The sequence below is a fragment of the Geodermatophilus bullaregiensis genome, from assembly GCF_016907675.1.
Lineage (GTDB): Bacteria > Actinomycetota > Actinomycetes > Mycobacteriales > Geodermatophilaceae > Geodermatophilus > Geodermatophilus bullaregiensis.
Genome location: NZ_JAFBCJ010000001.1, coordinates 3,341,558 through 3,363,591, shown reverse-complemented (window position 1 = coordinate 3,363,591; position 22,034 = coordinate 3,341,558). Strand labels below are relative to the sequence as shown.

The following is a 22,034-nucleotide window of genomic DNA, read 5'->3' as shown; positions in this document are numbered from 1 at the left end:
CGAACGGCGGACCGCGCCGTGGGCTCAGGCGGCGCCGGCGGAGGCCGACAGCTCCTGCTCCAGGCGGCCGAGCAGGTCGTCGTGGACGCGGCGCAGACCCCGGGGCGCGAAGGTGCGCTCGAAGAAGCCCCCGACGCCGCCGGCGCCGTCCCAGGTGGTGCGCACCCGCACGGTGCTGGTGCCGGCGTCGGCCGGGGTGACCGTCCAGGTGGTCACCATCGACGAGCGGGTGTCGCGCTCGACCAGCGTGCCGTCGGGCTCGCTCACCTCGATCAGCTGCTCGCGCACCCGCTTCGACGTCGCGGCGAAGCGCCAGTGCACGCGGGTGCCCGAGCCCTGGCCGCCGGCCTCGAGGCGGTAGTCGCTGAACTGCTCGGGCAGCACGCGCGAGCGGGTCCCGGCGTAGTCGGCGAGGGCGGCGCGCACCCGGTCAGCCGGAGCTCGGACGACGCGTTCGGCGGTGGCCACGACCTGTCCCATGCGCCCATCCTGCCCCGAGGAGCCCGGCCGGCGCCGGTCAGCGGGCCGGTTCCGCCGGGCGGGACCACCGCAGGACCTCCGGTGCGGCGGGGTCGCTGTTGTCGACGACGACGTGTGCGGCCGCCACCGGACGCGCCTCGGTCCGGTACAGCTCCTGCGCCGGGAGGTAGCGGCCGCGGTACCGCTCCTCGACCACCTCCGCCGAGCCGGGGGCCGGCAGGTCGCGCCGGAGAGCGCGCGCCAGCGTCACCTCCTCCGGCACGTGGACGTACACGCCGAGCGTCCACCACCGGCGCAGCTCGGGGCGGAGCAGGAACACCCCGTCCACCAGCAGCACGCCGTCCGCCGGCACGTCGTCCACCCGCACCACGGCCGCCCGGTCGGTCCGGTGGTCGAAGACCGCGACCTCGACGGCGGCCGCCCCGCGGGCGAACGGCGCGAGCAGGCGGTCCTGCAGGGCGTCGAGGTCGAAGGAGTCGCGGTAGCAGCCCTCCGGGGACAGGTCGCCGCGTCGCAGGCGGACGGCCCGGGGAGCGTGGAAGCCGTCGATCGAGGCCCGCACCACGGGCCGGTCGACCAGGGCGGCGACCCGGTCCGCCAGCGTCGTCTTGCCGGCGGCGTCGGGCCCGTCGACGGCGACCAGGGCACGGCCGCGCCGCCCCACCGCCCCGACGGCGGCGGCGAGGTCCGCGGCGAGCGTCATGGCGCGCCCCGTCCGGCACCCGGCGCGGACCCCGGCTCAGCGGCGGCGCATCCCACGCCGCGATCCTGCCGCCGTCAGGGTCCGGGGTGCCCGCCCGCCCCCTGACGGGCAGGGGTGAGCAGGCTCACCGATCCGCTCGCTGACCACCGGGTAGGCCCGTCTGGTGAACGAACTGCTGTCCCGGACCCGCGCCGGCTCGGGCGAGCCCCTGCTGCTCCTGCACGGCATGGGCAGCTCGCGCCGCGACTTCGCCGCCGTCGTCCCCCTGCTGACCGGCCGTTTTGACGTGCTCGACGTCGACCTCCCCGGGGTGGGCCGGTCACCGGCCCTGGAGGAGCGGCCCACCGTCGCGGCCACCGCCGACGCCGTCGAGCGGACGCTGGACGACGAGGGCATCGGGTCGGTGCACGTGCTCGGCAACTCGCTCGGTGCCCGCGTGGCGTTGGAGCTGGCCCGCCGCGGCCGCGCGCGCTCGGTGGTGGCGGTCGCGCCGTCCGGGCTCAACGTGCCGCCGGAGCGGGTCGTGCAGGGCAGCGGCATGGCCCTGGCCCGGGTCGTCATGCGCACCGGGGCCCCGCTCGTAGGCCCGCTGTCGCGCTCGGCCCTGGGCCGCGCCGCGCTGCTGGCGCCGCTCAAGGCCCGCCCGTGGTCCACCTCGCCCGAGGAGGCCGTCGGGGCACGGGAGGGGTTCGCCGACTCCCGCGACTTCTGGCGCACGCTGCTGTGGGGGCTCCTGCTCGACGTCCCGCGGGGCCTGGACCGCATCGACTGCCCGGTCACCCTCGTCCAGGGCGTGGCCGACTGGATCGCCTCGGGACAGACGGTGCGCTACCTGCCGCTGACGCCGGGCTCCCGGTTCGTCCCGCTGGTCTGGGCCGGTCACGCGCCGCAGTCCGACCGGCCGCGGACGATCGTGCGGCTCGTCGAGGAGACCGCCGCGCAGGCCGCTCAGCCCGCGGACTCCTCCGCGTTGAGGTACGAGCAGCGGAACCGGGCGCCGGACATCGCCTCGGTGAAGCGCACCTCCCAGGCCGGGTCGGCCGCTGCGAAGGCCGTGTAGACCCGGTCCTCCAGCACGACCGGCAGCCCGTCGAGGCCGGTGTAGGAGCGCCGCAGCAGCACCCGCGTCTCGCCGTCGACCTCGTCGTGCGCCGGTGCCCAGCGGGCCGCGGCGACCGCGGCGGCCAGCTGGGCGCGCCGGCGTCCCGGCGGCTGGGCCGGCCGGGCGCCGGGGGGCGCGGACGGTCCGGCCGACCACACGCCCAGCCCGTAGAGCAGCAGACCGGCGACCAGCAGCAGGAGCACCAGCTCGGCGAGCAGGACCACCATGGACCGACGGTAGCCAGCCGGCACCGCCGCGGGCAGCCTCCGGACACCAGTTCGCTAACCTCGACCGGCACTCCCCGCCCGGCCGCCGGCCGACGAGCCCCCGTAGCTCAGGGGATAGAGCATCGGTTTCCTAAACCGTGTGTCGCAGGTTCGAATCCTGCCGGGGGCACCACGAAAGTGCTGGTCAGCGGCTAGCCCGCGCGCCGGATGCGAGCCACAAGGGCATCAGGTCGGGGCTCAGTCAGCACCTGGTCAGCACGAGCGGCGTCCAAGCGGTCGGCGACCGCGTCCAGCTCGTCGGGGAACAGGTGGCCGTAGCGGTCCAGCGTCATCTGCGCCGAGGCGTGGCCCAGCATCGACTGCACCCCCTTCACCGACGCGCCGGAGGCGATGGCGAGAGATGCGGCGGTGTGCCGGAGCTCGTGCGGGGTGAGGCCCGAGAGGCCAACGGCGGCGGCCGCCCGGTCGAACCAGTCGCGTCGGAAGTTCTGGACCCGCAGCGGCGTGCCGGCCCGGGAGGCGAACACCAGGTCGCTCGGCGCCTTTCCGACGAGCTGGCGGCTGAGCTCCTCCCGGATGAAGCGGGGCACCACCACCGAGCGGTGCTGATGGGTCTTCGGCGGGCCGAACACCATCTCGCCGTCGACCTCGGTGACCGCCTCCACGACGTCGATGCGCCCCCTGAGCGGGTCCACGCGACGCGCACGCAGGCCGGTCAGCTCTCCCCAACGCAGACCGGTGTAACCGGCCACCAGGACCATCAGGCGGTGCGGGCCGCAGCCGTCGGCCAGGTCGGCGAGCTGCTGGTGGGTGAGGTAGCGGCGGTCGGACCTCGGCAGGCGGGGCAGGCCGACACCGGTGGCCGGGTTCCGTGCCAGCCGGTTGTCCCTCACCGCGTCGTCCAGCATCGAGGACAGCAGGTGATAGGCCTGCCGGGTCCTGGACGCCGACAGTTCGGCGCGCATCGCGGCCACCCAGGCGACGACGTCGGAATGCCTGATCTTGGTCAACGGGACCGTGTTCCAGGTCGGGAGCACACGGGTGGCCAGCAGTGACCGGTAGGACGACAGGGTCTTGGGCTTGAGGTGGACTCGGCCTGCCATCCAGGTCTCGGACCACTGCCCCACCGTCATCTTCGACCGACCCGGGTCGACCCAGGTGTCGTTCCTGATCGCCGACTTCTGCTCCTGCTCCCACAGGTCGGCGTCCCGCTTGCGGCGGAAGTTCCCGTTCGTGTGCTGCCTACCGGCGGCGTCGCGGTAGAAGCCGACCCCACTTGTCTCCGCGCTTGTATGCCATCGCTCACCCCTCTGGTCGGGTCGCACGCCGGTAGGACGCCTCGGTCCGCGTCGAGGCGCGCCCAGCCTCGCGCGGTCGAGGACCTGGCACGAGGGTCCGCGGCTCGACACCGACGTCGACCTGCACCATTGGAGCCGGATTCCGCTCAGCCGCGCCCTGGTCGCCGCGCATCGATCCAGGCATGCAGGTCGTCGCGGCGGTAGAGGACGCGGCGGCCGAGGCGGAAGCTGTGCGGTCCGGTGCCCAGGTGGCGCCAGTACCGGAGGGTGGCGACGGGGGCGCGCAGCAGCTGGGCTGCTTCGGCGATGGTGAGCAGCTCGGCGGTGTGATCAGGGCCGGGGGTCTGGTCGGTCATGGCTGTCTCCGAGGGCTGGGCGGGTCTGGGCGGCTGTCCACCTGGAGAAGGCGCCGTTTCGCGGCCAGTGGTGACAGCCCACGGCCAACTTCTCCGGTCGACCTTCCGTTTTCCTCCGGTTCGGCCCCTGTGGCCGGTGGCTCGGCAGATGGGAGCCGCCGATGTGACGGCCCGCCGTGGGGGCCGGCGCCGGGTGGTGGCCTCCGGCAGGGAACCGACTTCACCAGGGACCTGGCGGAGGTCGGTAGCTCCTTCACTCGTCCTTCAGTTCTCCTGCGTGGCCGCTCACCCGGCTCGACAGCAGGCCGGGGAGCGACCCCGCTCACCGCCTGAGGCTCGGGGTGACACCGCGCGCGGACCGTGGCCCGTGGCGCTCGGACTCGGGCCACGGGACAGGTGTGGGGTAGCCGGTCGGCCCCGGCGCGATGGCCCGGCGCTGCTGGCGGTCGGCGTCGTGGTGCGCGCGCCAGGCGTCGCGGGCTGCGGTGAGCCGGTCGGGCAACTGGCCTGCGAACACGGGGTCCGCCTGCAGGTCGGCGATGCGGGTCCGGGCGGCGGCCAGCTCGTGCCGGGTGGTGGCGACTGATCGCTCGACGTCGGCCAGCCGCCCTGCCGGGTCGGGTGCCCAGGCCAGCGGTCCGAGCGGGTCGAGCCGTTCGGCACGGCAGCGCTGCGCCTCGGCCAGGGCGGCTCGGGCCTGCTCGCCGGTCCGCCGGGCGGCCTCGGCGGCGGCGTGCAGTGTGGCGTGCTCGGGATGCTCCCGTTCGGCGGCCCGGCGGGCGGTGGCGTGGAATGCCCGCCACAGCGCTTGCCGGTCGTCGAACCGGTCGGCCACCCGCGCGAGCTGCTCCGGGTCGGTGGGCAGTCCGGGCAGATGCGGGCGCCACCGATCGGCCCAACCGGCCAGCTGCTCACCGGCCCGGGCGACGGGCGCGCGCTTGAGACCCCACCAGCCGGGCCCATCGAGCACCAGCCGGGCTATAGCGCGGGCGGTGCCGCGCTCGGCGTCCCAGGCGGCGAGCAGGCCGTCGCGGATGCGGTCGGTCTGCTCGGCGAGGACGGTGTCGACGGCCTGCACCCGCTGCATGGCTCGCTGGGCGGTGTGAGCTGCGTCCGGGGACCGGTCCTCCAGCCGGGCCAACTCGCCGGCGTGGGAGGTCTCCAGCGCCACGGCCTGGCGCAGGACGTCGCACCAGGGCTGCAGGACGGTCAGCTGCTCGAAGCAGCGCTGCTCGACCGTCCACGCCATCTCCGGTGTCCACGGTCGGGCCGCGGGGTTGAGGGTGACCGTGTAACCGGGGCCTGCAGCTCGCGGACGTGTGGCGCACCTTGTGTTCGGGGTTGGTGCGCGAGGCGTAGTAGTCCGGGCCGAGGTCGACAAACTGTTCGTCGTCGTCGGCGAGCAGCGCCCAGACGATGACGAGGATCGATCGTCCGATCGCCACGATGGCGCGGTTCTTGCCGCGGCAGCGGGCGATGCAGCGGTAGCGCTCGCCGAGGAAGGTCTCGGTGCGCCCGGCACTGACCGCACTCTCGCCCAGGATCCGGGCCAGGTGGGGCTTGCCGTGTTCGGTGCTAGCGTGGCCCTCCGGCCGGCCGGCGGACTCGCTGACCCCCGGCGCGAAGCGGACCCACGAGGCCAGATGGCCAGAGGTCGGGAAGCGCCTCATGTCGGTGCCGATCTCGGCCAGGTTCATTAGCGCGGCGACCGGTCCCACTCCGGGGATCGCATCGAGCTTGGCGACCGCGGGACCGAGCTCGCCGAGCTGGGCCTCGATGCGGGCCTGCACGGTAGCGATGTCGGCGGTGGCCGCGTCGACGCGGTGCAGCATCTGGGCGAGCAGGAAGGCGTGGTGCTCGGTGAACTGGCCGGTCAGCGCCTCGGTCAGCCGGGCGGTCTTGGAGCGCAGCGAACCGCGCGTCAGATCGGCGAGCACCGCGGGAGCCCGCTCGCGGCGATCAGCGCGGCCATGATCGCCCGCCCAGAAGCGCCGAACGAGTCACTGACCACCACAGACAGCTTGATCAGGGAGTCCTTGAGCAGCTCGTCCACCCGCTGCTTCTCCGCGGTGCGTACGCCCAGCAGATCAACCCGGTAGCGGGTCAGATGACGCAGCTGCCGGATCGCCGGTGGCGGCACGAAGGTCGGTCGCAGCAGCTGCCGCCGGCCACCTTGCACAGCCAGACGGCGTCCAGCCGGTCGGTCTTCGGTCGACCCGGTCCGGCGTCCTCCACACTGCCGTGGTCGGGGCCTCCCTCGTCGTCACGGGCACCAGTGCTACGCCAGAACCTTGCCGTGGGGACGAGGCCCTACCTACGCTGGAATCCTTCAAGAGGGCCCAGGGCGGTGCTTGCCTCGGGAGAAGCCTATGTCTGCACGACCGGCTCGGCTGGAGTCCATCGACGTCGGGGACATCCGGATCACCTATATCCCGGATGGAGACGTCGTGGGGTCGGCGACGGCGGTGTTCCCGTCCTCGGACGAGGCGCTATGGCAGGCGCACCGACAGTTCCTGGACGCGGACGGGAAGCTCGTCATGACCCTGGGCGGCTTCCTCGTCGAGGTAGCCGACCGCAAGATCGTGATCGACCTGGGGTTCGGTGACATGACCGCCCCCTTCCCTCCGTTGGAGGCGTTCTTCCGGGGCGGCTCGCTGCTCGAGAACCTTGAGAGGGCCGGCGTGCAGGCCGCGGATGTCGACACCGTCGTCTTCACCCACATGCACTTCGATCATGTGGGCTGGACCTCGCGGGACGGTGCGTTGACCTTCCCCAACGCCCGGTACATGGCCGGCGAGGGGGAGTTGGAGTTCTGGCGGTCCGTCACCAACGCCGATCTGGCTGCCCTCGGTCCACATGCTGACGCCGTTCAGTCACCGCTCGGGGATCGCTTGGAGACAATGCGTGATGGGGGGGCCGTTGCACCGGGGGTGACCGTACTCGCCAGCCCCGGTCACACACCCGGGCACTGCTCGGTGGTGGTTTCTTCGGGGGCTGAGCGGGCGATCATCCTTGGTGATGTCGTGCATTGCCCACTGCAATTGACGATGATGGACATGGCGATCATCGCCGACGTCGATCCGGCCGCCGCGGCCAGGACGAGGGAAGCCATCGTCTCCGAGTTGGATGGCGACGAACGCATGATCGGCGCTGCCGGCCACTTCAGCGGCTCGGTCTTTGGCCGGTTGCTTCCAGTCGAGGGGCGGACCTGGGTCCGTCTGTAGCCCGCGACGCTCGGATGACTGTGTCTTCGAGGTTGCGTCCTGCCCCTACCCACGGGCAGCGTTCCCAGGTCTCGCTTTCTCGCGTCGATCGGGTGATCGGGTGATCGGGTGATCGGATGATCGGATGATCGGATGATCGGATGATCGGATGAGGTTATTGGCTCGCCCCATAGTGGGCCGCTTTGAGGCAGTCCCCATGGAGCGTTAGTTGGGTCTGATCGATGGTAATGACGGCTTCAGACCTCGCCCATTCCGTGGGCCGGAAGCCCTGGGTGTAGACGTTGGCCCCCGGGTCGACAAGACGGGCAACGAGGTCGAGGGCTCGGGCAAGCTCCCGGGCCGGTACCAGGTCAGCATCGAACTCCACTGCAATGACTCGCAGCGCCCTTCCGGCGGCCCGCTGCAGCCGGCGTCCTCGGCCGGCTGCGGGGCGGCGTCGCTCCTGGCGGCGGTACTCCGACTCCGTCGATGGTCCGCCTTCAGTCCGCAGATAGTCCGTAAGACGCCCACTTCCGCCCGACGACCGTCAATCACACTCAGCGCTATATTCGCTGGTCAGAGACCTGCTGGTGTAGGTCGGCGTAGGTCAACAACCCGGCCACAATCATGTCCGGGATCACGCCACGGATCGCCCGCCGCGGCATCGAGACCAGCGATCGGCTGGGCCGGCACCGCTGGGTCATCGAGCGCTCTCCGGCCTGGCTGACCGGCTTCCGCCGGCTGACCCTGCGCTATGAGCCCTGCGCCCGGCTGTTCACCGCATTCCTCACCCTGGTCGCAACGCTCACCTGCTACAAGAAGCTCTCCACGTGAGACAAGATTCAAAGCGATGGCGAGTCGGTGACGTGCCGGTGACGCGCCGGTGACGCACGCCCGGGAGGCTTTGTATCACGACGCAGACCGGGCACGGGGGACGAGGATGGCCTTCTACTGCTCACCGCATGGATACAGCAGAGACCGTGCTATCACCAAGGGAGGAATGACGGTGGCAAACGAAGGTCACGGCTACAACATCGAGGTAGGCTTTGTTGGCGGACTGAATCCCGGTCAGCAAGCCGCGTTCAAGTCAGCAGCGGACCGCTGGTCTCTGATCGTCTCTGCCGACGGGCCCGCCGCTGCGAAGCCGAGCGTGCCGGAGTGGTCGCTGTGACTGCGGCGGGCGTGCCTCTCGGGAAGGTGCTGGAGCACCTCGAGGTGTTCCAGGCCATCGCCAACGCCAACAACGGCAACCGGGCCTCGGGCACGTCCGGCTACCGGGGCAGCGTCGACTACGTGGTCGGCAAGTTGCGGGCCGCCGGCTACGCCCCGCAGGTCCAGACCTTCTCCTTCCCCTTCTTCCAGGAGGTCAGCCCGGCCACGGTCAGCGCGGGCGGCAGGCAGCTCGCCGCCGCGGACGTCGCGGTCATGACCTATTCCGGCTCCGGGACCGTGACAGCACCGGTGCAGGCCGTGGGAACGACCGGCGAGCAGGGCGCGAGCACCAGCGGGTGCCAGGCCGGGGACTTCGCCGACTTCGTGCCGGGGAACATCGCCCTGCTGCAGCGGGGCACGTGCGCCTTCGGGGTGAAGGCCGCCAACGCGGCGGCCGCCGGGGCGTCCGCGGTGCTGATCTTCAACACGGGACTGCCCGGGGCGGAGGGGGCGGTCGCCGGCACCCTGGGCGACCCGGGGGTGACGACCGTCCCCGTGGTCGGCCTGAGCTACGCCGCCGGGGTCGCCCTGCTGGGCGGGGGCGAGGTGACGGTCAGCACGCAGACCGTCTCCGAGAGCCGGGAGACCTTCAACGTCCTCGCCCAGACCCGCTCGGGTGACCCGGAGCGCACGGTCATGGTCGGCGCGCACCTGGACAGCGTCCCGCAGGGCCCCGGGATCAACGACAACGCCTCCGGCTCCGCGGGGATCCTCGCCATCGCCGAGGTGCTCGCGGGCACGGAGACCACCAACGCCGTGCGCTTCGCCTGGTGGGGCGCGGAGGAGTTCGGCCTGCTCGGGTCCCGCCACTACGTCGCGGACCTCAAGACCAACGATCCCGCGACGCTGGGGAACGTCGCGCTGTACCTGAACTTCGACATGATCGGCTCCCCGAACCACGGCCGCTTCGTCTACGACGGCGACGCCTCGGCGTTCGGCCCGGACGACGGCTCGGTGCCCGCCCCGGCCGGCTCGGCCGCGATCGAGGCGGCCTTCCACGAGCACTTCGGCTCCCTGGGCCTGGCCTCGGGCGAGACCGAGTTCAGCGGCCGCAGCGACTACGGGCCGTTCATCGCCGAGGGCATCGCCTCCGGCGGGCTCTTCACCGGCGCCGAGGGGATCAAGACCGTGGAACAGGCCGCGCTGTTCGGCGGCCGGGCCGGCATCGGCTACGACTTCTGCTACCACGCGTCGTGCGACGACCTCAGCAACATCGACCACCGGACGCTGGACGAGATGACCGCCGCGGCCTCCGCCGTGACCCTGCGCTTCGCCAACTCCCCCCTGGACCTCGAGGAGGAGGGCCGGCGGCTACTCGCCGCCATGGCGCCCGTACCCGCCGCCACCGTCGACCAGGGACACGGCCCGAGCAACGCCGCCGAGGCGAGACAGCCGCACTGAGGCGGTCACGCTGGGGCCGATGCCCGGCCCCACCGCGGAGACCGAGGCCCGCACAGGATCCAACGGTTACGAGCAGGCCGGGCAGCCGCGTCTGTCCACGCGTGGACGATGCTCTTGGGCCGCGACCGACTGTGCGTAGGAACGCGTCAGTGGCCGCGTCCTGAGTCTCGACGGTTGGGCGCGGCCACACCTCTGCCTGCTTCCCGACAACCGGCGCCCCTCCGGCTGTCGCGGGGCGAGGGAAGGGTGGGCCGGAGGCCCATCCCGCAGGGACGCGGAGCGCCCTTCCGGCGACCGAGACAGGCGGAAGGCTGCCACCGGGTGGGAAGCGGCACCTCCAGCATCGGCACGGCGTCCCCAGGCGGAGGGGTCTGACGCACGGCTGCTCGTGCTTGCGGACATCTGGTCAGCACTCGGTCAGCAGAATGTTCGTCAAGGGCCGTCGACAGCACTCACCAGCTCGGCACAACACCGCAGGTCAGAGCCACAATGAGCGACCGGAGCCCAGGTCAGGACCACGCCTGGATCGGTTTCCTGAACCGTGCGTCGCAGGTTCGAATCCTGCCGGGGGCACCACCAGCGGCTGACCGTCGGTCCCGGAAGGGGCTGACCGTTGGCCGCCGGCACGACGGCGGAAGGCCCCGCCGGCGCCGTGCGGCAGCGGCTGCCAGAACGGCAGCTCGGTCAGCTGCACGCGGGACTTCTGCTGCCCGCAGATCTTCGGCGGCGCGCCAGCCGGGGTGGACACCGTCGGGTCGGTGGTCAGGCGGCGGCCGGTGGGCGGCTTGGCCATCGAGGCCGGCTCGAGGTCGCAGCGCAGCGACCCGAGCAGGCTCGACGAACGCGTAGGTGGTGAGCACCGCCTCGAGCCGGCCGTCGGCTCCCCCGGGTCCGTCGCGGAGCTCGGCCAGCCGGGCCGAGCAGCGTTGTTCGAGGCGCATGCGGTTCAGCTCCGCCAGGGCGCGCCGAGGGTCCCGGGCAGACGCCTGTCGGGTGCCGCGACCGGGAGCATGGGCATGCTCCGGCCGACCACGAAGGACCACAGCACCGCAAGCACACGGGGGACACCCATGCCCAGGACGACCAGCCGCCGTCTCCGCGGACCCGCGGCTCGCCTCGCCGGCTCGCGGCAGCGACGGACCTTCGAGTTCCAGCTCACGACGCCGGCGTTCCTGGTGGTTCTGGCCTGGGTGTCGCTGATGGGCACGTACGGGGTCGCCCGCACGGACGCCGCGCAGCTGTGGGAGCTGGTGCCGGCCGGGGCCTTCGTGCGCGCCCACATGAGCAACTTCGCTCTGTCGAGCATCCTGCTGCTGGTGGCGGGCGGACGCGTGCTGCTCGAGGACCTCCCTCGCTGGCGAATGTGGGCGTGGGCCGGAGCCCTGGCGCTGGTGAACGTCCTCGTCGAGTCGGTGGTGACCGTCCTCAACACGCCCGACCCCGTCGATGCCGCCGCAGGCCTGCTCGGCCTCGCCATCACCATGCTGGGACTGGTCGTCATCGGTCGCGTCGGTCTGCGCCGGCCGGCAGTCCCCGGCTCGGGCCTGGCCGCCCGCTCGTCGGGAGCGGGCGCCGCCCCGCTCGACGAAGCAGCGCGTACCGAGTGCAGTCGCTGACCCGATCAGCACGTCCCCTCGCCGTGGAACTCCTCGGCCGACGGGGGTCGCCTGCTGGCCGAGCTCGTGACGGCGTTGTGCCGATCGGTTGGCGGCCGTGACCGCCGACGCCGGCGGCGATGTGCGCTGAGGGCTCGTGCTGGAGACCAACGTGCACCGTAGGCGCACAGTGCTGCAGCTCACGCCTCCCACTGTGGTCAGGCGACCGGCACCAGTGACCACCAGCGTGCGAGCGCGGGCCAGCACCTGGCAACCAACGCGCACACCGCTGTGGCAACTCGCCGCCGACCGTGTGAGCACTCCACGCCGGTGCGTGCTGCGCCGCAGGTCCGAGCAAGGGTCAGCACCCCGCGCAGCGCAGGTGGGTGCCGTGCCCGGCGTCTCGGCCGAGACCTGTCCGAACGCCCGCGCGACGGGGTGAGCCGCCGCACGTCGTCCGGTGTCAGACGGTCTCGGGGACACGCAGGTGGGCGAGGACGAGGTCGAACTCCGCCACCTCGGTGACCCGCATGCCCATGTGCTCGGTGAACTCCTCGCGCATCGCCTGGGCCTGACCCCTCGCGCGGTTCATGGTCTGGCGGCTGTCGTAGGTGGCGGCGGTCGCGCAGCGGCCGGTCCCGTGGTCGACGAGGAGGCTCACGCTGCAGAAGCCGGGCAGGTCGTCGACGCGGGGGGCGATGTTCCTGCGGAAGGCGTCGACGATGCGGTCCATCCGGCCGATCGGGCCCTTCGTCCACATCACGCGCGTGGCGGCACCCCGCGGGGCCTCGCGCACGCGGTGGAGCACGGCGACGGACCACTCGGCGACCTCGATCTCGTCGTCCGTGCCACGGACCGTCCGGATCGCCTTCTCACGGACGGACCGGACGGCCTCGGCACTGCGGTGCATGGACTCGGGGTCGACCCAGGACGTGGTCACGATGCACCGGCCGGTGTGGCGGTCGACCAGCATGGAGAGCCCGACGCAGCCGTCCATCCGCTGGACGGCGGGCATGACCTCGTCGCGGACGTAGGCGATCCCGTCGTCGATGGCCGTCGGGTCACCGCGGAAGGTGGTCGATCGGGTGTACATGCCGGTGCCTCCCCCTCGAGGCGGCGGTGCCCCAGCGGCGTCGCCGCGCGGACCGACTGTCCTCGGGGGGCGGCTCAGGGGCAACGCCCTCGCGCGGGGCGCAGGCCGCCCGGAGGTGGGCAGCGACGACCCGGACCGGTTCGGCGGTCCGTCGGCCGGTCCGGCCGGCGTCGACCGGACACCGACCGGGCCGTCGAAGCAGGGGGGACCCGGCGGTCCCTCAGTCGAAGAGGACGACCCCCCGGACGTTCCTGCCGTCCCGCATGTCGGTGAAGCCCTGAGCCACCTGCTCGAGGGTGTAGGTCCGGGTGACGAGGGCGTCGAGCTGCAGCGTGCCGGCCGCGTACTGGGCCAGCAGGTTGGGGATGTCCCACCGCGGGTTGCACCCGCCGAAGAGCGCCCCCTGGAGCCGCTTCTGGAACACCGTGAACATCGTGGGGTTGATCGGGATGCCCGCCTGCCGCATCCCCCCGGTCCCGGTGAGGACGACCGTGCCGGCCTTCCGGATCGAGTTCACCGCCTCGGCGATGTGCTCCCCGGTCACGACGCCGACGGTGACGACGGTCGCGTCGGCGCCCTGCCCGTTCGTCATGGACTGGGCGATGGCGGTCGCCTCCTTCATGGAGTCGGTCGTGTGCGTCGCCCCGAACCGCTCGGCGGTCTCCCGCTTGAACTCCACCGGGTCGACGGCGATGACCGCGCGGGCGCCGATGGCGCGGGCGGCCTGCACGCTGTTGACGCCGACCCCGCCGACACCCATGACGATGACCACGTCGCCGGCCTGCGCATCGGACATGTTGGTGACCGATCCCCATCCCGTGGCCACGCCGCAGCTGACCAGCGCGGCCTTCTCCAGCGGCACGTCGCGGTCGATCCTCACCACCGACCGGGCGTCGACGACCGTGTGCTCGCTGAACGCCGAGACGCCGGAGTGCTGGACCACCGGCCTGCCCTGGTAGGAGATCCGGAAGCTCGTGGGGTCGTCGAGCCGCGCCCCGGTGAAGAGCCGGGCCCCGAGGTCGCAGAGGTTCTGCCGTCCGGTCGAGCACATCCGGCACTGCCCGCAGACGGCGATGAAGCTGAGCACGACGTGGTCGCCCTCGGCCCACCCCGGGGTCTCGGGGCCGACGCCGACGACGACGCCGGCTCCCTCGTGCCCGCCGGCGATCGGGAGCCGGAAGGCCGGGGAGTCGCCCACGGCGACGTGGTCGTCGGTGTGGCAGAGCCCCGCGGCGACCATCTTGACCAGCAGCTCGCCCCGGCGGGGCCCGTCGAGGTCCACCTCGGTCAGCTCGTACTCGCCGGGCTGTGCGTGCAGGACTGCGCTGCGGGTCTTCACGTGGGCTCCTCACCGGGGTCGGGATCTCGCGGGCGCCGGGCGGGGACGACGCCGTCCGGCTCCGGCCGCGTTCGTCCCACGAACCCGCACCCGGCGAACGTGCCAGCAGCGGCGCCTCCGGACAAGGGACCGCGCACCGACGGCGCCGGGCCGGAGGGTCGCGGGCCGGGAGGATCGCGGGCCGGTGGGGTACCGGCTCCCCATGGCAGTGCGCAGCGCCGCGGTCGCGGCCGGGGGGCAGTGGGTCGACCCCGACGACGGGATCCGCTATCCCGCCGGTGAGGTCCACGCGTGGGAGCGCGGGCGCAACGAGACGGTCTGCGGGCTGTCGCTGAGCAGGTCCCGGCTGACCCGCTTCCCGCACGTGAGCTGGGCCGACGTCCAGCCGGAGTCGGGCCGGCACGCCGAGGAGGTGCAGGCCGTGTGCCGGCGCTGCCGGGCCGCCCAGGGGGCCCGCCGGGACGACCGCGGCTGGACGCGGAGCAACCCGCGCCCCTGAGCCGGACGGCCCCCGGCCGTGCGACCTGCGGGTGACACCCGCCCGCGGAGGGAAACTCCAGGGGCTGCGAGGCGTTACCGTTCCAGATGCACGTCGTACCCGCGGCAACGGCGCCGCGGGACCTGCGGAGGTGGGAACGCAACGATGGAGACCACGGTGGTCGACGTCCCAGAACGGGGACGCTTCGAGGTGCGGGTCGGCGACCGTGTCGTCGGGTTGGCGAGCTACCACGTCGAGAACGGCCTGATGACCCTGCCGCACACCGAGGTCGACCCGAGCATGGGTGGCCGCGGCCTCGGCAAGGCGCTCGTCAGCGGCGTCCTGGAGGCCGCCCGCGAGCGCGGACTGCACGTCCTCCCGTACTGCTCGTTCGTCCGCCACTACATCCAGCAGCACCCCGAGACGCTGGACCTGGTCACGGACGACGACAAGCCGCACTTCGGCCTGGCCACCGCCGACCACTGAGCACCGGGCGCTGACCTGCGGCGCCCCGCCACGTTGCCTACCGTGGCGCTGGTGCCCCCCGCCCTCGTCTGGTTCCGCCGAGACCTCCGGTTGAGCGACCACCCCGCACTGCTCGCCGCCTGCGAGGCCGCCGGCCCGGAGGGCACGGTCGTGCCCCTCTTCGTCGTCGACCCCCGGCTGTGGGAGCCCTCCGGCCCGCCCCGCCGGGAGTTCCTGCGGAACTGCCTGGCCGACCTGCGCGAGCAGACCGGCGGGGCGCTGGTCATCCGCTCCGGCGACCCGGCACGCCTCGTGCCCGACCTCGTGCGCGAGACCGGCGCGGGGAGCGTGCACGTCTCCGCGGACGCCGGCGTCTACGGCCGGGCCCGCGACACGGCCGTGGAGCAGGCGCTGGGCGGGGTTGCCCTCGTGCGCACCGGCTCGCCCTACGGCGTCACACCGGGGCGGCTGACCAAGGACGACGGCACGCCGTTCAAGGTCTACTCCCCCTTCGCCCGGGCCTGGCGGGCGCGCGGGCTGCACGGGCCGGCACCGCGCCCGGACGACGTCCCCTGGGCCGCGGGCCTCGCGCCCGGTGACCTGCCGCCGGCGCAGGACCTCGGCGGCACGGTCCTGCCCGCGGCCGGCGAGCGTGCCGGCCGCGACGCGTGGGCACAGTTCCGCGACCAGCGGCTGCTCGGCTACGCGTCGGCCCGCAACACCCCCGGCGCCGACGGCACCAGCCGCCTGTCGGCGCACCTCAAGTACGGCACCGTGCACCCGCGGACCCTGTCCGCCGAGGCGCAGCGGCTCGGCGAGGACCACTCCGAAGCGGTGGACAAGTTCGTCGGCGAGCTCATCTGGCGCGACTTCTACGCCGACGTCCTCTGGCACCGCCCGGAGACCGCCCGGGAGCCGTTCAACCCGCAGATGACGGCGATGGAGTACGACACCGGCCCGGTCGCCGACGAGCACTTCGCCGCGTGGGCGCAGGGCCGCACCGGCTACCCGATCGTCGACGCCGGGATGCGCCAGCTGCACGGCGAGGCCTACGTGCACAACCGGGTGCGGATGGTCGTCGCGTCGTTCCTGGTCAAGGACCTGCACGTCGACTGGCGGCGCGGCGCCCGCTACTTCCTCGACCACCTCGTCGACGGCGACCTGGCCAGCAACCACCACGGCTGGCAGTGGGTGGCCGGCACCGGCACCGACCCCTCGCCGTACTACCGGGTGTTCAACCCGACGCGGCAGGGCCAGCAGTTCGACCCCGACGGCGCCTACGTGCGGCGCTGGATCCCGGAGCTGCGCGACGTCCCCGACCGGTACGTGCACGAGCCGTGGACCGCGCCCGGCGGGCCGCCGGAGGGCTACCCGGCGCCGATCGTCGACCACGCCGAGGAGCGACAGGTGGCGCTGGCCCGCTACCAGGCGGTGCGGGGTGCCTGAGGGCCACACCCTCTTCCGGCTGGCCCGGGAGCAGTCGGCGCTGTTCGCCGGCCGGCCGGTGCACGTGACCAGCCCGCAGGGCCGCTTCGCCGCGGGCGCCGCCCTGCTCGACGGGCGGGTGGTCGACGAGGTCACCAGCTACGGCAAGCACCTGTTCGCCTGCTTCGGCCCCGACACCCTGCACGTGCACCTGGGCCTCTACGGCACCTACACGACCGGTCTCGGCGACCCGCCGGCCCCGCGCGGCGCGCTGCGCATGCGGTGGACGGCCGAGGGCCCGGACGGCGGCGGCGTGTGGACCGACCTGCGCGGGGCGACGGCGTGCGACGTCCTCACCCAGCCCGAGGTCGACGCCATCCTCGACCGGCTCGGTCCCGACCCGCTGCGCACCCGCCGCGGCGGCCCGCTGTCCTACGCGCGGGTCGGCCGCAGCCGGACGGCGGTCGGCGCGCTGCTCATGGACCAGTCGGTGCTGGCCGGCGTGGGCAACGTCTACCGCGCCGAGATCCTCTTCCGGCACCGCATCTCCCCGTTTCGGCCGGGCCGCGACGTCGGCGCCGACGAGTGGCAGGCGCTGTGGGACGACCTGGTCGTGCTCCTGCGCGCCGGCGTCCGGCTGGGCCGGATCGTCACCACGAACCCGGCCGACCGGTCCCGGCGCTCGGGCGCCGTCCGCCGGGAGGACGCGCACTACGTCTACCGGCGCACCGGCCTGCCCTGCCGGATCTGCGGCACCGAGGTGCGGACGGCGGAGATGGTCGGCCGCAACCTCTACAGGTGCCCCGTCTGCCAGGCCGCCTAGCGCAGCCCCGCGTCCGGGATCACGTGGTCTCGACGGGGACGGCCCGGCCTACAGCGCGCCCTTGGCGGGGTCGCCGGCGGGGACCGCGTCCAGCACGGTGACCGACGGCGCCCCGGTGAGCTTGCCCTCGAGGCGGCCCGACAGCGCCGTCAGCGCCTCGGCCTTGCCGTGCGCGGCCAGCGCCTCGGGGCTCTCCCACTTCTCCACCATCACCAGGGCTCCGTCGCGGCCCTGGTGCAGCGAGTAGCGCTCGCAGCCGGGCTCCTCGTGGACCCGCGGCACCGCCTCGAGCACCGCCTGACGGACCTCGTCGGCGTGCTCGGGCCTGGGACTGATGGTGGCGACGACGACGACGGACACAGGGGGTCCCCTCTGCTGCGGGCGGCGGGTGGGCCGGGTGGTGACCTGGCGCACGACCGCCCGGCGGGGCCAGGATGCCAGTCGTGGCGGACGACGGCGCTCTGACCCCGGCCGGCGGCCGTCCCCTGCGCGTGGCCGTGGTCGGCGCCGGGCCGGCCGGCATCTACACCGCCGAGGCGCTGGTCGGCCGCGCACCGGTCCCGGTCACCGTCGACCTGCTCGACCGGCTGCCCACCCCGTTCGGCCTGGTCCGGCACGGCATCGCCCCCGACCACCCGAAGATGCGGGCGATCCGCGACACCCTGCACCGGGCGCTGGACGACCCCGGCGTCCGCTTCGTCGGCAACGTCGAGATCGGCACCGACGTCTCCCTCGAGGAGCTGCGGGCGCACGTCGACGCCGTCGTCTACACCTACGGCGCCGCGCTCGACCGGCCGCTGTCCATCGAGGGCGAGCAGCTGACCGGCAGCCTCGCCGCCACCGACCTGGTGGCCTGGTACTGCGGGCACCCCGACGCCGACCGGGCGCGGGTGGAGACGGCGCTGGTCGGTGTCCGCCGGGCCGTCGTCGTCGGGGTCGGCAACGTGGCCCTCGACGTCGCCCGGGTGCTGTGCCGCGCGCCGCAGGAGCTCGAGCCCACCGACATGCCCCAGCACGTCCTCGACACCCTCGCCGCGACGGCGGTCGAGGAGGTCACCGTGCTCGGCCGGCGGGGCCCGGTGCAGGCGACCTTCACCACCAAGGAGCTCGACGAGCTCGGTGAGCTGGCCGAGGCCACGGTGCTGGTGGACCCGGCCGACCTGCCCGGCGAGGACGAGCCCCGGCCGCCGGACCGGCTGGTCGCCCGCAACGTCGACGTCCTCCGCCAGTACGCGGCCAACACCGCCCCGCCCGGCCGCACCCGCCTGACCCTGCGCTTCTACCGCCGCCCGGTGCGCATCCTCGGCACCGACCGGGTCACCGGCGTCGAGGTCGAGCGGACGGCGGTCGACGACGAGGGCCGCGCGGTGGGCACCGGCGAGACCGAGGTACTGCCGGCCGACCTCGTCGTCCGCTCCGTCGGCTACCGCGGCGAGGGCCTGCCCGGGCTGCCGGTCGACCCGCGCACCGGCACCGTCCCGAACGACGACGGCCGGGTGCTGCGCGACGGCACCGCCTCCGCCGGCGAGTACGTGGCCGGCTGGATCAAGCGCGGGCCCACCGGCGTCGTCGGCACCAACAAGCACGACGCCCGGGAGACCGTCGCCGCGCTGCTGGCCGACGCCGAGGCCGGCGTCATCGGCCCGCACGGGGACCGCGACGACCTGGTGCACACCCTGCAGGCCCGCGGTGCCGAGCCGGTGCTGCTGGAGGACTGGCGGGCCATCGACGCCGCCGAGGTCGCCCTCGGCGCCACCCGCGGGCGGGCGCGGACGACGCTGCACGAGCGCGAGGCGCTGCTCGCCGCGGTCCGGGCGGCCGCCGCGCGCTAGGCGGGCACCGCGGAGATCAGCTCCCGCGCGGCGTCGCCCGTCGCCGCGGCGGCGAAGCGGATGAGCGTCTCGGTGTCGGGCTCCAGCCGCAGCGGTGCGCCGTCGGCGGTGAGCGCCACCCCGCCGGCCGCGGCGAGCACGGCCAGCCCGCCGGCGACGTCGTGCACGTGCGTGCCACCGCGGTCGAGGTTGTGCCAGGCGCCGGCCGAGCCGTCGGCGACCAGGCAGACGTCGACGGCGGTGCAGCCGGTCACCCGGACCCGGCGGGCGGTGCTGGGCACGAGGACGCCGCGGCCCGTCGGTGCCGTGGGCGCGACGAGCGTGCTCCCGGGGCGCACCCGCGCCGGCACGCCGTCCCGCCAGGCACCGGCCTCCCCGGCCCCGGCCCAGCGCCGGCCCGACGACAGGTCGACCACCAGCCCGGCCACCGCGCGGCCGTGGTGCACCAGCGCCGCGGAGAACGCCCACGGCGGCAGGCCGGCGCGGAAGTTGCCGGTGCCGTCGAGCGGGTCGAGCACCACCCAGGGCTCGTCGCCGGGCACGGTCAGGTCGGCGCGCTCCTCCGACAGCACGGTGACCCCGAGCTCGGCCATCACCTCGGCCGCGGCGTCGTGCGCGGCCTCGTCGGCGGCCAGCGACCAGCTGCCGTCGGCCTTGACCCGGTCGCGTCCGCTGTCGCGGGCCAGCGCGACGGCCACCTCCACCTGCGTGGCCGCCAGCGCGGCGAGGTGCCCGAACCGGTCGGCCAGCGGGGCGCCGGCCGGCGGCGGCGCGACCTCCACGACCCGTCCGGTGCCGGCGTCGCGCACCTGCGAGCAGCCCCACGCCGAGGCGACGGCGAGCAGCGCGGTGCGCCCGGTGACGTGCGTGGACCGGTGGACGACGACGGCCTCGGTGATGCCCTCGTCGGTCCAGCGCCGGCGCAGGTGCGCGGCCGCGCCGTCGCCCACCAGCAGCCGGGCGCCGGGGTCGAGCAGCTCGGGGGCCAGCGCGGCCGGGCTCATCCCCAGCAGCTCGGCGGCGGTCCAGAGGTCCTCTCCGGACGCGGCGACCCGCATCGTGCCCGTCTCGCCCACGGTCCCCCGCTCCCTGCCCCGTCGTCCCCCCGCACGGTAGGCCCCCGGGCGGGGTAGGGCGCCGGGGTGCCCGACCCCCGCACCGGCCTCGACGACGTCGACGTGGTGTTCCTCGTCCACCGGGAGCCGCCGGACCTGCTGGTCCGCCACCACGCGGCGGTCGCGGCCGCCACCGGCCCGGGCTGGCGCGGCCGCGCCCTGCTGGTGGAGAACGCGGCCCTGCCGCGGACCTCCGCCGCCGCCCGCGAGCAGCTGCGGGCCCGCTACCCCGACGCCGACCGGCGGGTGCTGACCTCGCGGCGCAACCTCGGCTTCGCCCGGGCCATGGACCTCGCGCTGGACGCCTGCGGCGGCCGCTACGTGGCGCTGGTGAACTCCGACGGCGAGCCCGACCCCTGCATGCTGCGCCGGCTGGCCGGGGTCCTCGACGCCGAGCCCGCAGCGGTGTGGGCCGCGCCGGCCGTGCACGGGCCCGGGGAGGACGACGACCCGCCCGGACCGCCCGTCGCCGTCGGCGAGCTCGCCGGCACCGCGCTGCTCGTCCGCCGGGAGGAGTTCCTCGCCGCCGGGGGCTTCGACCCGCTGTACTTCTTCTACAACGAGGACCGCGACGCCTCCTCCCGGCTGCGCGCGGCGGGGCACCTGCTGCTGCGCGTGCCCGACACCGTCTTCCGGCACCCCAAGGACGGCCGCACCGCCCGGGCGGTCCTGCTGCGCGAGTGGCACTACGCCCGGACCGTCCAGGTGCTGGTGCCCCAGCACGAGCCCCGGCCGGTCCGCGCGACGACGGCCTTCCTCGGCCGGCGGGTCCGCTCGGTCGGCCGCCACCTGCGCGACGGCGACCTGCCCGGTGCGGCCGGCATCGCGCTGGCCACGCTCGAGCTGCCGCGCGGGCTGCTGGCCGGAGCCGCGCGCCGGCACCGTCCCTGGAACGGCGCGCGGCTGACCGCCTGGCTCGACCGCGTGCGCCGCGACGTCGAGGTGCACGCGGGCTGAGCAGCGGGCACCCTCCCCGCGTGCTGACGCTGCGCGCCGAACCCGCCGCCCCCTCCCCCGCCGACCACGGGGAGGGCCCCGTCTGGGACGCCGACCGGGCCGAGCTGCTCTGGGTCGACATCTCCGCCGGTCTGCTGCGGCGGGCCACCGTCGACGCCGCCGGCGAGCTGACCGAGACCGGCTCGGCGCGCGTCGGGGACACCGTGGGCGTCGTCGCCCCCGCCGCGGCCGGCGGCTGGCTGGCCGCGGCCGGCGGCGGGTTCACGCACGTGGCCGTGGACGGCACCGCGCGGGTGCTGGTGGACCTCCCCCCCGAGGGCGGGAGCGAGGCCGACGGCGGCACCCGCATGAACGACGGCGCCTGCGACCGGGCGGGGCGCTTCTTCGCCGGGACCATGGCCTTCGACGAGCGCCCCGGCGCCGGCACGCTCTACCGGCTCGGCACCGACGGCACCGTCACCACCGTGCTCGACGGGCTCACCGTCTCCAACGGCCTGGGCTGGTCACCCGACGAGCGCACCGTCTACCTGGCCGACTCCGGCCCCGGGCTGGTGCACGCCCACCGCTACGACCCGGGGAGCGGGGCGTTCACCGACGGCCGGGTGCTGCTCGAGACCGGCGGCCCCGACGGCGTGGCCGACGGGCTCACCGTCGACGACGAGGGCTGCCTCTGGACGGCGATGTGGGGCGGCGGGCAGGTGCGCCGCTGGTCACCGGACGGCGATCTGCTCGCCGTCGTCGAGGTGCCGGTGGCCCACACGTCCAGCTGCGCCTTCGCCGGGCCCGGGCGCGACCTGCTGGTGATCAGCACGTCGCACGGCGGGGGCGACGAGCCCGAGGCCGGCCGGCTGTTCACCGTGCGCCCGGGCGTCACCGGTCCGCCGGCGCAGCCCTACCGCGGCCCCCTGGCCGGCCTGCGCCCGTCGTAGG

Annotated in this window: 23 protein-coding genes, 2 tRNA genes and 2 pseudogenes; 15 read left to right on the top strand and 12 right to left on the bottom strand. The window is 74.3% G+C overall.

Annotated features, from left to right (window positions below):
* Positions 1–24 precede the first annotated feature (24 nt).
* The gene (locus JOD57_RS15965; RefSeq protein ID WP_204692912.1) at positions 25–480 is read right to left on the bottom strand and encodes an SRPBCC family protein; all 456 of its coding nucleotides are present in this window, start codon (positions 478–480) and stop codon (positions 25–27) included.
* 37 nt (positions 481–517) lie between these two features.
* Positions 518–1,183 (bottom strand): nucleoside/nucleotide kinase family protein, encoded by a 666-nt coding sequence (locus JOD57_RS15960; RefSeq protein ID WP_204692911.1) that lies wholly within the window; start codon positions 1,181–1,183, stop codon positions 518–520.
* Between the two features lie 163 nt (positions 1,184–1,346).
* On the opposite strand from JOD57_RS15960, the gene JOD57_RS15955 reads away from it, so the two are divergent.
* Positions 1,347–2,243: an alpha/beta fold hydrolase gene (locus JOD57_RS15955; protein WP_204692910.1), complete on the top strand. Its 897-nt coding sequence runs from the start codon at positions 1,347–1,349 to the stop codon at positions 2,241–2,243.
* Here JOD57_RS15955 and JOD57_RS15950 read toward each other — a convergent pair.
* Complete coding sequence (locus tag JOD57_RS15950; protein WP_204692909.1) at positions 2,132–2,512, bottom strand: hypothetical protein; 381 nt, start codon at positions 2,510–2,512, stop codon at positions 2,132–2,134. The genes JOD57_RS15955 and JOD57_RS15950 overlap by 112 nt on opposite strands.
* 96 nt (positions 2,513–2,608) lie before the next feature.
* Here JOD57_RS15950 and JOD57_RS15945 point away from each other — a divergent pair.
* Positions 2,609–2,684, top strand: a tRNA-Arg gene (locus JOD57_RS15945).
* Between the two features lie 19 nt (positions 2,685–2,703).
* On the opposite strand, the gene JOD57_RS26960 is transcribed toward JOD57_RS15945, so the two are convergent.
* From JOD57_RS26960 to JOD57_RS15925, 5 genes and pseudogenes are all read right to left on the bottom strand, one after another.
* Positions 2,704–3,837 (bottom strand): tyrosine-type recombinase/integrase, encoded by a 1,134-nt coding sequence (locus JOD57_RS26960; protein WP_204692908.1) that lies wholly within the window; start codon positions 3,835–3,837, stop codon positions 2,704–2,706.
* Between the two features lie 119 nt (positions 3,838–3,956).
* Positions 3,957–4,166, bottom strand: a complete 210-nt coding sequence (locus JOD57_RS15935; RefSeq protein WP_204692907.1) for a helix-turn-helix transcriptional regulator — start codon at positions 4,164–4,166, stop codon at positions 3,957–3,959.
* Positions 4,167–4,488: 322 nt separating this feature from the next.
* Complete coding sequence (locus tag JOD57_RS15930) at positions 4,489–5,415, bottom strand: FUSC family protein (protein WP_239573223.1); 927 nt, start codon at positions 5,413–5,415, stop codon at positions 4,489–4,491.
* 316 nt (positions 5,416–5,731) lie between these two features.
* A pseudogene (locus JOD57_RS25500) lies at positions 5,732–5,863 on the bottom strand (transposase); the annotation flags it as partial.
* Positions 5,864–6,087: 224 nt separating this feature from the next.
* Positions 6,088–6,345: a transposase gene (locus JOD57_RS15925; protein WP_204692906.1), complete on the bottom strand. Its 258-nt coding sequence runs from the start codon at positions 6,343–6,345 to the stop codon at positions 6,088–6,090.
* 190 nt (positions 6,346–6,535) lie between these two features.
* Between JOD57_RS15925 and JOD57_RS15920 the strand changes: the two genes are divergently transcribed.
* The 6 genes and pseudogenes from JOD57_RS15920 to JOD57_RS15895 all read left to right on the top strand — a co-directional run bounded on the left by JOD57_RS15920 (position 6,536) and on the right by JOD57_RS15895 (position 11,598).
* Positions 6,536–7,390 (top strand): MBL fold metallo-hydrolase, encoded by an 855-nt coding sequence (locus JOD57_RS15920; RefSeq protein ID WP_204692905.1) that lies wholly within the window; start codon positions 6,536–6,538, stop codon positions 7,388–7,390.
* 615 nt (positions 7,391–8,005) lie between these two features.
* A pseudogene (locus tag JOD57_RS15915) lies at positions 8,006–8,203 on the top strand (transposase); the annotation flags it as partial.
* A 106-nt stretch (positions 8,204–8,309) separates the two neighbouring features.
* Positions 8,310–8,540, top strand: coding sequence for a hypothetical protein (locus JOD57_RS15910; RefSeq protein WP_204692903.1), 231 nt, complete (start codon positions 8,310–8,312; stop codon positions 8,538–8,540).
* An 11-nt stretch (positions 8,541–8,551) separates the two neighbouring features.
* Positions 8,552–9,982, top strand: a complete 1,431-nt coding sequence (locus JOD57_RS15905) for a M28 family peptidase (RefSeq protein ID WP_307824724.1) — start codon at positions 8,552–8,554, stop codon at positions 9,980–9,982.
* A 496-nt stretch (positions 9,983–10,478) separates the two neighbouring features.
* Positions 10,479–10,558: transfer RNA gene (locus JOD57_RS15900), tRNA-Arg, on the top strand.
* Positions 10,559–11,052: 494 nt separating this feature from the next.
* Positions 11,053–11,598: a hypothetical protein gene (locus JOD57_RS15895; protein WP_204692902.1), complete on the top strand. Its 546-nt coding sequence runs from the start codon at positions 11,053–11,055 to the stop codon at positions 11,596–11,598.
* 442 nt (positions 11,599–12,040) lie between these two features.
* Here JOD57_RS15895 and JOD57_RS15890 read toward each other — a convergent pair whose 3' ends face one another.
* Both JOD57_RS15890 and JOD57_RS15885 read right to left on the bottom strand, forming a co-directional pair.
* On the bottom strand, positions 12,041–12,670 hold the full coding sequence (locus JOD57_RS15890; protein ID WP_204692901.1) for a hypothetical protein: 630 nt from the start codon (positions 12,668–12,670) through the stop codon (positions 12,041–12,043).
* Positions 12,671–12,890: 220 nt separating this feature from the next.
* Complete coding sequence (locus tag JOD57_RS15885; RefSeq protein ID WP_204692900.1) at positions 12,891–14,009, bottom strand: NDMA-dependent alcohol dehydrogenase; 1,119 nt, start codon at positions 14,007–14,009, stop codon at positions 12,891–12,893.
* 202 nt (positions 14,010–14,211) lie between these two features.
* Here JOD57_RS15885 and JOD57_RS15880 point away from each other — a divergent pair, with 202 nt between their 5' ends.
* From JOD57_RS15880 to JOD57_RS15865, 4 genes are all read left to right on the top strand, one after another.
* Complete coding sequence (locus JOD57_RS15880) at positions 14,212–14,508, top strand: hypothetical protein (RefSeq protein ID WP_204692899.1); 297 nt, start codon at positions 14,212–14,214, stop codon at positions 14,506–14,508.
* 144 nt (positions 14,509–14,652) lie between these two features.
* Positions 14,653–14,973 carry a GNAT family N-acetyltransferase gene (locus JOD57_RS15875; protein ID WP_204692898.1) on the top strand — a complete coding sequence of 107 codons (321 nt, stop codon included), beginning with the start codon at positions 14,653–14,655 and terminating at the stop codon, positions 14,971–14,973.
* A 51-nt stretch (positions 14,974–15,024) separates the two neighbouring features.
* Positions 15,025–16,398 carry a cryptochrome/photolyase family protein gene (locus JOD57_RS15870; protein WP_204692897.1) on the top strand — a complete coding sequence of 458 codons (1,374 nt, stop codon included), beginning with the start codon at positions 15,025–15,027 and terminating at the stop codon, positions 16,396–16,398.
* Positions 16,391–17,200, top strand: a complete 810-nt coding sequence (locus JOD57_RS15865; protein ID WP_204692896.1) for an Fpg/Nei family DNA glycosylase — start codon at positions 16,391–16,393, stop codon at positions 17,198–17,200. The genes JOD57_RS15870 and JOD57_RS15865 overlap by 8 nt, the downstream gene beginning before the upstream one ends.
* A 48-nt stretch (positions 17,201–17,248) precedes the next feature.
* Here JOD57_RS15865 and JOD57_RS15860 read toward each other — a convergent pair whose 3' ends face one another.
* A complete protein-coding gene (locus JOD57_RS15860) occupies positions 17,249–17,560 on the bottom strand; it encodes a putative quinol monooxygenase (RefSeq protein ID WP_204692895.1) in 312 nt (103 codons plus the stop codon).
* An 83-nt stretch (positions 17,561–17,643) separates the two neighbouring features.
* Between JOD57_RS15860 and JOD57_RS15855 the strand changes: the two genes are divergently transcribed.
* Positions 17,644–19,032, top strand: coding sequence for a ferredoxin--NADP reductase domain-containing protein (locus JOD57_RS15855; RefSeq protein ID WP_204692894.1), 1,389 nt, complete (start codon positions 17,644–17,646; stop codon positions 19,030–19,032).
* Here the strand turns inward: JOD57_RS15855 and JOD57_RS15850 are convergent.
* The gene (locus JOD57_RS15850; protein WP_307824723.1) at positions 19,029–20,108 is read right to left on the bottom strand and encodes an inositol monophosphatase family protein; all 1,080 of its coding nucleotides are present in this window, start codon (positions 20,106–20,108) and stop codon (positions 19,029–19,031) included. The genes JOD57_RS15855 and JOD57_RS15850 overlap by 4 nt on opposite strands.
* Before the next feature lie 66 nt (positions 20,109–20,174).
* On the opposite strand from JOD57_RS15850, the gene JOD57_RS15845 reads away from it, so the two are divergent.
* Both JOD57_RS15845 and JOD57_RS15840 read left to right on the top strand, forming a co-directional pair.
* Positions 20,175–21,104: a glycosyltransferase gene (locus JOD57_RS15845; RefSeq protein ID WP_204692893.1), complete on the top strand. Its 930-nt coding sequence runs from the start codon at positions 20,175–20,177 to the stop codon at positions 21,102–21,104.
* 20 nt (positions 21,105–21,124) lie between these two features.
* Positions 21,125–22,033 carry an SMP-30/gluconolactonase/LRE family protein gene (locus tag JOD57_RS15840; RefSeq protein WP_204692892.1) on the top strand — a complete coding sequence of 303 codons (909 nt, stop codon included), beginning with the start codon at positions 21,125–21,127 and terminating at the stop codon, positions 22,031–22,033.
* The last annotated feature ends 1 nt before the right edge of the window (position 22,034 follow it).